Source organism: Cellulomonas sp. (assembly GCF_036279715.1).
Classification (GTDB): Bacteria; Actinomycetota; Actinomycetes; order Actinomycetales; family Cellulomonadaceae; genus Cellulomonas_A.
Window position 1 is genome coordinate 1 of sequence record NZ_DASUIR010000125.1, and the last position, 11,527, is coordinate 11,527.

Annotated in this window: 8 protein-coding genes; 7 read left to right on the forward strand and 1 reads right to left on the reverse strand. The window is 71.6% G+C overall.

All coding sequences use genetic code 11. From position 1 onward, the window contains the following. Positions 1–185 precede the first annotated feature (185 nt). Positions 186–1,058 (forward strand): LLM class flavin-dependent oxidoreductase, encoded by an 873-nt coding sequence (locus VFW79_RS12215; RefSeq protein WP_329677564.1) that lies wholly within the window; start codon positions 186–188, stop codon positions 1,056–1,058. 126 nt (positions 1,059–1,184) lie between these two features. Beyond that, entirely contained in the window at positions 1,185–1,814 is a 630-nt protein-coding gene (locus VFW79_RS12220) for an acetate uptake transporter (protein ID WP_329677565.1), read from the forward strand. Between the two features lie 49 nt (positions 1,815–1,863). Here VFW79_RS12220 and VFW79_RS12225 read toward each other — a convergent pair whose 3' ends face one another. Further along, entirely contained in the window at positions 1,864–3,183 is a 1,320-nt protein-coding gene (locus VFW79_RS12225) for a DUF4921 family protein (protein WP_329677566.1), read from the reverse strand. Positions 3,184–3,345: 162 nt separating this feature from the next. Here VFW79_RS12225 and VFW79_RS12230 point away from each other — a divergent pair, with 162 nt between their 5' ends. The 5 genes from VFW79_RS12230 to atzF all read left to right on the forward strand — a co-directional run. Then, positions 3,346–5,007: an APC family permease gene (locus VFW79_RS12230; protein ID WP_329677567.1), complete on the forward strand. Its 1,662-nt coding sequence runs from the start codon at positions 3,346–3,348 to the stop codon at positions 5,005–5,007. Then, positions 5,007–5,855 (forward strand): urea amidolyase associated protein UAAP1, encoded by an 849-nt coding sequence (locus VFW79_RS12235; RefSeq protein WP_329677568.1) that lies wholly within the window; start codon positions 5,007–5,009, stop codon positions 5,853–5,855. Before VFW79_RS12230 ends, VFW79_RS12235 begins: the two co-directional genes overlap by 1 nt. A 73-nt stretch (positions 5,856–5,928) precedes the next feature. Then, positions 5,929–6,597: an urea amidolyase associated protein UAAP2 gene (locus VFW79_RS12240; protein ID WP_329677571.1), complete on the forward strand. Its 669-nt coding sequence runs from the start codon at positions 5,929–5,931 to the stop codon at positions 6,595–6,597. Then, a complete protein-coding gene (gene uca, locus VFW79_RS12245) occupies positions 6,594–10,244 on the forward strand; it encodes an urea carboxylase (RefSeq protein ID WP_329677569.1) in 3,651 nt (1,216 codons plus the stop codon). The genes VFW79_RS12240 and uca overlap by 4 nt, the downstream gene beginning before the upstream one ends. Further along, a partial coding sequence (atzF, locus tag VFW79_RS12250) for an allophanate hydrolase (protein ID WP_329677570.1) occupies positions 10,241–11,527 on the forward strand: 1,287 nt, incomplete at its 3' end. The genes uca and atzF, both read left to right, overlap by 4 nt.

Here is an 11,527-nt window from a genome sequence, read left to right on the forward strand (position 1 = left end):
CGTCGAACATCACGGGGGTCGCCACGTCCGCGGACGCGTCCGCGCACGTGCTCGGGCAGATGGGCGACTCGGTCACCGAGCTCGCCCGCCTCTCCGCCGACCTGCGCACCCGCGTCGCAGCCTTCACGTACTGAGCGCCCGCCGAACGACCGCGGGAGCCCGTGCTGCTGCGACAGGATGGACGCATGACGACTGTCGGTGCCGTGTTCGTGCCCCAGCTCCCGCCGGAGCGGCTCCGGGGGGTCGTGCGTGCAGCCGACGAGGCGGGCCTCGCGGAGCTCTGGCTGTGGGAGGACTGCTTCCGGGAGAGCGGGGTCGCCAGCGCGGCCGCAGCGCTCGCGTGGACCGACCGGCTGCACGTGGGCGTCGGCCTGCTGCCGGTACCGCTCCGGAACGTCGCCGTCGCGGCGATGGAGACCGCGACGCTGCACCGACTGTTCCCGGGTCGCATCACGGTCGGCATCGGGCACGGGGTCCAGGACTGGATGGGTCAGGTGGGCGCCCGGGTCGAGTCTCCGATGACGCTCCTGCGGGAGTACGCGACCGCGCTGTCGGCGCTGCTCGAAGGCACGAGCGTCACGACGTCGGGCCGATACGTGCACCTGGACGACGTCCGCCTCGACTGGCCGCCGCCGGCGGCGCCCGCGCTGGTCGTCGGTGCGGGCGGCCCGCGCTCCCTGCAGCTGTCGGGCGAGCTGGCCGACGCGACGCTCATCACGTGCGGCACGACGCCCGACGGGGTGAGGCAGGCGCGCCGGCACATCGACACGGGTCGTCTCGCGGCCGGTCGCAGCGGCCGTCACACCCTCATCGTGAACGTGCTGGCGGCGACCGGCGAGCATGCGGCCGAGCGGCTCGACGCAGAGCGGCGCGCGTGGGGGTTCGACCCGGCGCAGGACGTCGGGGTGGCGGGCGACGCTTCGACGGTGGCCGATGCCGTCCGGCGCTGGGCCGACGCTGGTGCCGACACGGTCGTCCTGCAGCCGACCTCCGACGAGCCGGACCCTGAGGGATTCGTTCGGTTCGTCGCAGCCGAGGTCCAGCCGCTCGTGCGCTGACGAGCCGCGCAGACGCGCGTCGCCCCGCCTGAGCGCTCGCCCTCGCAGCGAGCAGCCGCTAACGTCTTGATGTCAAGACAGTGCGCCGCGCTCAGCCGGGGCCGGCGGTGAACCGGGGGTTCAAGGATGAACAGCGCCGTTCAAGATGTCGATGCCAGCTCGACCGCCGCGAAGCACGCAGTCGTCCGACCGACCGCTCCACCCGCAGATCCCGGTGCCCTCGGACTCGCCGCGTTCGCGCTGACGACATTCGTCCTCAGCTTCGTCAATGCCGGCCTGCTGCCGGTGACCGTCGAGCCGGTCGTCTTCGGCCTCGCGCTGTTCTACGGCGGTCTCGCGCAGTTCGCTGCGGGGATCTGGGAGTTCGCGAACCGCAACACGTTCGGCGCCACGGCGTTCTGCTCCTACGGGGCGTTCTGGCTGTCCTTCTGGTTCCTCGCCCGGTTCACCGACCTGTCCGGAGCCGGCTCGGACAAGGGCAAGGGTGTGGGCGTGTTCCTGCTCGCCTGGGGCATCTTCACGCTCTATATGACGATCGCGGCGCGCCGGACGAGCATCGCGGTGTTCCTCGTCTTCGTCTTCCTGACGGTGACGTTCTTCGCTCTCGCCGCCGGTGACTACACGGGGACCCTGGCGTTCACGCGTGTCGGTGGCGTGCTCGGGATCGCCACCGCGCTGCTGGCCTGGTACGCATCCTCTGCGGTCGTCATCAACTCCACGCACCAGCGGACCGTGCTGCCCGTCGGTCCCCAGTAGGGCCTCGGGGCGCGACGCCCGCGGTGGTCGCTGACCTCCGAGCGTGTGGTCAGCGGCCGCCGCGGGCGTAGCCGAGCGCCCCGAGCCGGTGCGAGCACTCGTCCCCGAGGCGCATCGCCCCGATGGCTCCGACCGCGCGCAACCGGCGCAGCTCGGTCACGACCTGGTCGCGCACCGTGGACGGGGCGATGGTGTTGACGTTGATGCGCGTCCCACCCTCGAACCCCGCGAGGGTTGACACCCGCCACTTGAGCACGATGCGCCACGGCATCGGCTCGACGACGTCGGGCGGACGGTGGTGCCACTCCTCGTTCGTCGGCACGTGCGTACCGGTCGCGGCGTGCACGGCGTGCAGCAGGTCGGACACGGCGCGCACCTCGTCGTCGGTGTGCTCCCACGGCTGCTGGTGCTCACTGGTCGAGTACAGCTCGATCGCGGGGAAGCGGTGCCCGACGCCGGCCACGGCGATCGCGTGGTCGTTCTCCGCGATGACGAGCCGGTGCGTCGCGGCGTGGTCGACGACGGCGCTGGTGAACGCGTCGGGGTCGTCGCGCAGCAGGGCGATCTCGCGCTCGATCTCCGGGCCGTGCTCGTCGATCGCGACCAGCTGCTTGTGCAGGTGGTCGAAGGACGCCCCCGCGGGTCGGAGCCAGTTCTGGAACACGGCGACGTAGCGCGCGTGCGGCTGCGCGGCGTACAGGTCGCGCAGGGCCTGGATCGTGAAGGCCACGTACCGGTGGTGCTCGTCCGGGGTGAGGGTGCCTGAGCCGGCGAGCTCGTCGTCGAACGTCGCACCGTCGACGAGGTGACGTCGCGCGACGATCACGTCGTGGAACCCGGCGAACAGGTCCACGCCGTGCTCGAGCCACGCGTCCTCATCCATCCGGGCCCACTCGCCGTCGGTCATGCCGGCTGCCATCTGGCGCCCACGCAGGATCGCGAGGACATGAGCGCGTCCCTGGGGCACCGCGGTGTAGGCGCGGGCGCGGTCGAGAACCTCCGCGGGCACGACGTAGCCGTGGTTGGTGCGCCAGTAGTCGAGCGGGAGGATCTCGAACAGGTTCGGGATCCTGCGCAGCTGCGGCACGGTGTCCGAAAGGTGCTCCGCGGGTACGTCTCGCAGCACGGACCACGTTCCGTCAGGGGAGACGACGAGGCGGGACTTCTCCGGCGGGGTCTCCAGGTGGCGGTCCGCGCAGAACGCGCAGAACCGCTCGGCGGCCGACGCGTCGACGGGTCGCCGGTCCTCGGGCGGTCCACCCAGCGGTCGGTGGGCGCGGCTCGGGACCGTCCACACCACCGTGCCTGTCAGCGGTGAGACCTGTTTGACGGTGCCGTCGGGCAGCTGCACGAGCGGGTCGGGGCGCACACCGCCACCTTAGGCTGGGCGAGCTGGGTAGCGCGGGGTGCGAGAACGTAACGGGCATGCGACGCCGAGGAAATCGCGGCGAAACGAGAGTCGGTCACGATGGCCGCCATACCTGTCGACCGGCAGGTACTACCCCGGCTGACGCGTCCGGAAGGGCGGCCCATGAGCTCGTCGTTGATCACCGCGGAATCACCGGCTTCATCCATCACCGAGCACCAGGACCTGGCTGGCTTCGGTTACCACCAGGAGCTTCACCGCCGTGTCGGCTCCTTCGCCTCGTTCGCGGCCGGCTTCTCGTTCGTCTCGATCCTCACCACGGTCTTCCAGCTGTTCTTCCTCGGCTTCGGCTTCGGGGGAGCGGCATTCTTCTGGACCTGGCCGGCCGTGTTCGTCGGTCAGATCCTTGTCGCCCTGAACTTCTCCACACTCGCGGCCAGGTTCCCGATCTCGGGCGCGATCTTCCAGTGGTCCTCGCGGCTCGCGGGTCCGACGTTCGGGTGGTTCACCGGATGGGTCATGGTCATCGGTCAGATCCTCACGGTCGCGACCGCAGCGATCGCGCTTCAGGCTGTGCTGCCAACGATCTGGTCCGGCTTCCAGCTCGTCGGCGGTGCGGGGGCCGACTCGAGCCCGACATCGTCGACCGGCGCCGCGAACGCCGTCCTGCTCGGTGTGCTGCTGCTCGTCCTGACCACCGTCATCAACATCATCGGCGTCCGCCTGATGTCCGTGGTGACGAGCGCCGGCGTCGTCCTGGAGATCCTGGGCGTCATCGCGATCGTCACGGCGCTCCTGTTCCACGTGCAGCGCGGGCCGCACGTGGTGCTCACGACCGCGGGTGCCGCACCGACACCGGGCTCGTCGTACATCTGGGCATGGCTCGCCTCGGGGCTGATGGCGGCCTACGTCATGGTCGGGTTCGACTCGGCTGGCGAGCTCTCCGAGGAGACCCACGCGCCGCGCCGCACCGCGCCCCGCACGATCCTGCGTGCCCTCGTCGTGTCCGGCGTCGGCGGCGGGCTGCTGATCATCGCCGCGCTGATGGCCGCGCCGAGCCTGACCGACGGCAACCTCGCCACGGTCGGCCTTCCCTGGGTGCTGACCAGCGTCATGGGACCCGTGGCCGGCCGAATCCTGCTCGTCGATGTGGCCATCGCCGTCTTCGTGTGCACCCTGGCCGTCCAGACCTCCGGCTCACGGATGGTCTACTCGATGGCTCGGGAGAAGTCGCTGCCGTTCCACCGCGTCCTGTCACGGGTCTCGCCGCGCACTGGCACGCCGATCGCCACCTCGATCGTCGTGGGGGTGGGTGCTGCGCTCGCGCTCGTCGTCAACATCGGCGACAGCGCGCTGTTCACGGCGCTCGCGAGCCTGTGCATCGCGATGCTCTACCTCGCCTACCTCGGTGTGACCGTGCCGCTGCTGGTCGAGCGGATCCGCCACGCGCGCTTCGGTGGCGCGCTGCATCAGAACGACGAGTCCGGCAAGCCGCTGTTCTCGCTGGGCCGCTGGGGGATCGCGATCAACGTGATCGCTGTGGTCTATCAGGTCGTCATGTTCGTCAACCTCGTCTGGCCGCGCGCCTCGGTGTACGACCTCACCGGCGCGACGTGGTGGCTGCAGTGGAGCGCGATCCTTTTCATTGCCCTGACCATCGTGGTCGGCATCGCCATCCACCTGCGCAACCGGGCCCGCTACGGGAGCATGACCTTCGTCGCCGCTCACCTGTCCGGCCACGCGCTCGGTCACCCGGTCGCCCACCCCGTCGGCCACCCCGTCGCCCACCCGTCAGCGCTCGTCCCCGACATCGAGGGACTCACCTGATGGGCAGCGTTCGTGACGAGCGACAGACGGACACCGTTCTCGCCGCGCGGGCCGACGCCCGCGCCCAGTCGGGCCGCTCGGTCGAGGTGATGCCGTACCTGCCGGCCGCGAGCTCCCCCTGTCCGCCGCACGGTGTGGACCCGGCGAGCCTCGTCTGGGGGGAGACCGTCAAGGGCGGCGGGTACACGCACCGGGTCGTCGCCCGCGGGACGCGGATCCGGTTCGACGACCCGACCGGGGACTGCTGCGCCCATGTGCTGCTCTACAACGCCGACGAGCCGTGGGAGCGCCTCAACGTCGCCGACACCCAGAAGATCCCCTGGCAGGCCTACCTCGGCCCGGGCCACCCGCTGCTGTCCGGCGACGGCCGGGTGCTGGCCACGATCGTGGGCGACACCTCCGGTCGTCACGACGCTCTGTGCGGCACGAGCAGCGGGGCCTTCAACCGGGAGAAGTTCGGTGACTCGGCGCCGCAGGGGCTCTCGCCGTCCGGTCGCGAGCTGTTGTCGCTGGGTGCGGTCAAGCACGGGCTGTCCCCACGGGACCTCCCGCCGAGCGTCTCCTTCTTCCAGGGGGTGCGCGCGCGGGCCGACGGCAGCCTGGAGTTCACCGGCAGCGCCGGTCCCGGCCGATACGTCGAGCTGCTGGCCGAGCTGCCGCTCATCGTGCTGGTCGCGAACGTGCCGCACCCCGTCGACCCCCGACCGCGCTACACGGTCGGCCCGCTTCGCGTGCACGCCTGGCGGAGTCGGCCGACCGGGCCGGGCGACGCCCAGTGGGATGACAGCCCGGAGCTGCGCCGCGCCTACCTCAACACCGTCGACTACGCCGAAGCGCGAGGCCTGTGACATGACCGCAACCTGGGAGATCGACCCCGACGTGCTCGACCCGGCGTCCTACGCGCCGGGCACCGTGCTCGACATGGGCGAGCCGCTCGTCGCGGGACGCATCGTGCTCGACGAGATCGTGCCGGCCCGCGCACCGTGGTCGGGGGTCGTGCGCGCCGGTCACGTGCTCACCATCGTCGACGTGGGCGGCAACCAGGCGGGGGACTGCCTGATGTTCAACCTCCACGACACCGACGAGCGGTACAGCGCGCCGGACACCATCACCTGGTCGGGCAACGTCTACGTGGACACCGGCACAGTGCTGCGCTCGAACATCGGCAACCCGCTGATGACGGTCGTCGGCAACGAGGTCGACCGGCAGGACACGATCGGCGGCGCGTGCAGCAAGGAGTCCAACAGTCTCCGGTACGGGCATCACACGGTCCACGAGCACGCCTGCCGGGAGAACTTCCTCGCCGAGGCGAGCCGGCACGGCATGGGTCCGCGCGACCTGGTCTCCAACCTCAACTGGTTCATGAACGTGCCCATCGAGGCCGACGGCACCCTCGGCATCGTCGACGGGATGTCCGGTCCGGGCCGGCGGGTCGCGGTGCGCGCCGAGATGGACGTGCTCGTCCTGGTCTCCAACTGCCCGCAGGTGAACAACCCGTGCAACGACTTCAACCCGACGCCGCTGCGCATGGTGGTCACGGCACCGGACCCTGACCGGGAGCGGGCCGCCACCGGGGCGGCGCGCGCATGACCGCGGCCTTCGACACCCTCCTCGTCGCCAACCGCGGCGAGATCGCCCGACGCATCATCCGCACCGCCCGGCGGCTCGGTCTGCGCACCGTGGCGGTCTACTCCGACGCCGACCGCTTCGCACCGCACGTGCGCGAGGCCGACACCGCTGTGCGCCTCGGACCTGCGCCGGCCCGGGACTCCTACCTCGATGTCGCCGCGGTGCTCGCCGCGGCGCGTGACAGCGGCGCGGGAGCGATCCACCCGGGCTACGGCTTTCTCTCCGAGAACGCCGGGTTCGCGCGGGCCGTCGAGGCGGCTGGCCTCGTCTTCGTCGGCCCGACGCCGGACCAGCTCGACGCGTTCGGCACCAAGCACACTGCGCGCGACCTGGCCCGGGCCGCCGGCGTGCCGCTCATGCCGGGGACCGGACTGCTCACCGGCGTGACCGAGGCGGTCGAGCAGGCCGAGCTGCTCGGGTTCCCTGTGATGCTCAAGGCCACCGGCGGAGGCGGCGGGATCGGCATCCAGCCGTGCGCCGACGTGGCGGAGGTCAGCGAGGCGTTCGAGCGGGTCGGACGACTGGCCACCACGAGCTTCGGTACGCCGGGGGTCTTCCTCGAACGTCTCGTCCGGCCGGCGCGGCACGTCGAGGTGCAGGTGTTCGGCGACGGCACCGGTCGTGTCGCCGTGCTCGGCGACCGCGACTGCTCGTTGCAGCGGCGCAACCAGAAGGTCGTCGAGGAGGCGCCCGCGCCCGGGTTGCCGGACTCGCTGCGCCGCACCCTGCACGAGTCGGCGCGAGCACTCGCCGCATCCGTCGCCTACCGCTCGGCCGGCACGGTCGAGTTCGTCTACGACCCGGTCCGCCAGCATGCGTCGTTCCTCGAGGTCAACGCGCGACTCCAGGTCGAGCACCCGGTCACAGAGCAGGTGTACGGCGTGGACCTCGTCGAGTGGATGCTCCGTCTCGCGCGAGACGGATCCGGAGCGCTCGACCGCCCCGAGACCGGCGCGGTCTTCGACGCCGACCCGGTCCCCGCTGGTCACGCGGTCGAGGCGCGGGTGTACGCCGAGGACCCCAACCACGCCGGCCGGCCAAGCACCGGCCTGGTCACCGGCGTCTGCTTCCCGGGACAGGGTGCGGACCCGATGGCCGGTGTGCGGGTCGACGGCTGGGTCGAGACAGGCTCCGAGATCTCGCCGTACTACGACCCGATGCTGGCCAAGGTCATCGCCACCGGAACGGACCGCGCGAGCGCGTTCGCCCTGCTCGGTGCCGCGCTCGGGGCGAGCCGCGTCGACGGGGTGCAGACCAACCTCGGCCTGCTGCGCGCCGTCGTCCACGACCACGAGGTGCGCGCCGTCGTGCACTCGACCTCGACGCTCGACACGCTGTGCGACCCCGAGCCGCGCATCGAGGTGATCGCCGGCGGGACGATGACGACCGTGCAGGACTGGCCCGGACGCCTCGGGTACTGGGACGTCGGCGTGCCGCCCAGCGGGCCCATGGACGAGGTCTCGCTGCGGGAGGCGAACCTTGCGGTCGGCAATGCCGAAGGTGCCCCCGCGTTGGAGTGCACGGCCGCCGGCCCGACGCTGCGCTTCACCACGGACACCCTGGTCTGCCTGACCGGCGCACCCGCCCCGGCCTACGTCGAGGGCGTGGTCGTGCCCTTCTGGGAACCCGTGGAGATCCCGGCCGGCGCCACGCTCACGGTCGGAGTCATGTCGGGACCCGGCCTCCGGACCTATGTGGCCGTACGGGGTGGGATCGACGTGCCTGAGTACCTCGGGAGCGCCTCGACGTTCACGCTTGGCGGGTTCGGTGGCCATGGAGGGCGCGCGCTGCGTGCAGGTGACGTCCTGCACCCTGGCGTGGTCACCGACCCGCAGACAGGCCGTGGGCCGAGCCCCGCCCCCGGCGGTCCGACGCCGACCGAGCACCGACCCCTCCTGACCGACCGCTGGGTGATCGGCGTGACCGAGGGGCCGCATGCTGCCCCCGAGTTCTTCACGAGGGCCGACATCGACGAGCTGTACGCCGCCGAGTACACCGTGCACTTCAACTCGGCCCGGACGGGCGTCCGGCTCATCGGTCCGCGGCCGTCCTGGGCGCGCACCGACGGCGGCGAGGCCGGGCTGCACCCCTCGAACATCCACGACACGCCCTACGCCGTCGGCGCGCTCGACTTCACCGGCGACACGCCGATCATCCTCGGGCCCGACGGCCCGAGCCTGGGCGGGTTCGTGTGTCCGGCAGTCGTCGCGAGCGGTCAGATGTGGAAGCTCGGGCAGCTGCGCCCGGGCGACACGATCCGGTTCACCCCGGTGCGGGAGGCGGATGCCGCAGGCCTGCGCGAACGACGCGCCGCACCGACGCTGCTGAGCTCCGGGGGTGACGGCGACGACGGGGTCCTCGCCCGGGTCGAGGCCGGCGACGGCCGACCGGCCGTGACCTACCGGCGCGACGGGGACGACAACGTGCTGATCGAGTACGGCGAGCAGGAGCTCGACCTCGGCCTGCGGATGCGGGTCCATGCGCTGGTCACAGCGCTGCGTGAGGTCGCCCCGACCGGCGTCCTCGACTACACCCCCGGGATCCGGTCGCTGCAGATCCACACCGACCCTTCGGTGCGGACGGCGCGCTCGCTGCTGGGCCTTCTGGGTGAGGTCGAGGCCGAGATCCCGGCCACCATGCATCTGTCCGTCCCCTCGCGCACGGTCCATCTGCCGTTGTCGTGGGATGACCCCGCGACCCGGCTCGCGATCGAGCGGTACATGAACGGCGTCCGGGATGACGCGCCGTGGTGCCCGTGGAACATCGAGTTCATCCGCCGCATCAACGGTCTGGCGAGCGTCGACGACGTGTACCGCACCGTCTTCGACGCGAGCTACCTGGTGCTCGGGCTGGGGGACGTCTACCTCGGTGCTCCGGTCGCGACGCCTCTCGACCCGCGCCACCGGCTCGTCACGACGAAGTACAACCCGGCGCGCACCTGGACCCCGGAGAACGCGGTCGGCATCGGCGGCGCCTACCTGTGCGTCTACGGCATGGAGGGACCAGGCGGCTACCAGTTCGTCGGTCGCACCGTGCAGGTATGGAACCGGTTCCGTCGCGGTGGCCTCTTCGACGCCCAGCCCTGGGCGCTGCGGTTTTTCGACCGAATCGAGTGGTACCCGGTGGCGGCGGACGAGCTGCTGGAGCTGCGCGCGGAGGTCGACGCCGGGCGCGGTGAGTTCCGCGTCGAGGACGGGCAGTTCTCCGTCGGTGCCTACGGGCAGTTCCTCGCCGAGAACGCCGGGTCGATCGCGGCCTTCCGGGATACCCAGGCGACGGCATTCGCGGCCGAGAAGCAGCGGTGGCGCGACTCGGGGGAGTTCGACCGTCAGGTCGAGCCCGAACCGACGCCGTCGGCGGCTGAGGTGATCATCCCGGTGGGCTCGACGGCGATCGAGGCGCCCTTCACCTCGATGGTCTGGCAGGTCGACGTGCGCCCCGGTATGCGCGTGGCACAGGGCGACAAGCTCTTGTCGCTCGAGGCGATGAAGATGGAGACGGTCGTGACCGCACCGTTCGCGGGCACCGTGCTCGGCGTGTACACGGGGACGGGTGAGCAGGTCGCGCCAGGACAGACCCTCGTCGCGATCGGGGCGCGGGAGCGGTGAGCGCCGTAGAGCGCACCCGGGCGGCGTACCGGTCGATCGAGTCCGCGCAGCGCCCCGAGATCTGGGTCGCGCTGCGCGAGGAGGTCGACGCGCTCGCCGAGGCCGAGCAGGTCGACCGTCGGACGGAGGCGGGGGAGCGGTTGCCGCTCGCGGGCCTCGTCGCCGCAGTCAAGGACAACATCGACGTCGCGGGTCTGGCGACGACGGCGGGAGCGCGCTCCTACCGATACGAGCCCGACGAGGACGCGACATCCGTAGCCCGGCTGCGGGCCGCCGGCGCCGTCGTGCTGGGCAAGACGAACCTGGACCAGTTCGCAACGGGCCTGGTCGGTACCCGCAGCCCGTTCGGTGCAGTGCGCAACGCATGGGACCCGCAACGCATCTCGGGAGGGTCGAGCTCAGGCTCTGCCGTGGCCGTCGCGCTCGGCCTGGTCGACGTCGCGCTCGGTACCGACACCGCGGGATCCGGACGGGTGCCTGCGGCTCTCAACGGTGTCGTCGGACTCAAGCCGACCCGGGGGCTCATCCCGACGACCGGCGTCGTACCCGCGTGCCGCAGCCTGGACTGCGTGAGCGTCTTCGCACGCTCCGTCGACCTCGCGGGTGACGTCGCAGCGTTGTTGAGCGGCCCGGACGGTCGAGACCCGCTCGCGCGTCCGTGGCCCGCTGCCGCGAGCGGCGGAGCGCCGGGTGCACGGGTCGGGATCCCGCTCGACTCCCAGCTGGCCGGGATGGCCGACGGCTGGGCGGAGGCGTTCGCGGCGGTGGTAGCGGCGCTCGCGGCCACGGGCGTGGAGGTCGTCGCGATCGACATCTTCCCGCTGCTCGAAGCCGCCACCCTGCTCTACGGCGGCGCCTACGTCGCCGAGCGGTACGCGGCCGTCGGCGCCCACATCGCTGCGCACCCCGAGCTGGTCGGGTCGGACCTGGACCCTACGGTCGCGGGCATCGTGCTGGCGGGAGCCGGTCCCAGCGCCGCCGAGCTGTTCGCCGACATGGAACGCCTCGACGTCCTCGCCGCCCGGTCCCGTGAGCTCCTCGCGGGCTTCGACGCGCTGCTGACCCCGACGACGACGTGGCACCCGACGATCGAGCAGGTCGCGGCGGACCCCGTCGGTGCGAACAGTCGGATGGGCCGGTTCACGAACTTCGCCAACCTGCTGGACATGTCGGCCCTGGCCCTACCGGCTGGATCGGTCCACGGGTTGCCGTTCGGCGTCATGCTCACCGGCCCGGCCTTCCACGACCGGGCATTGATGGCGCTTGCGGCACGGCTGCGGCGC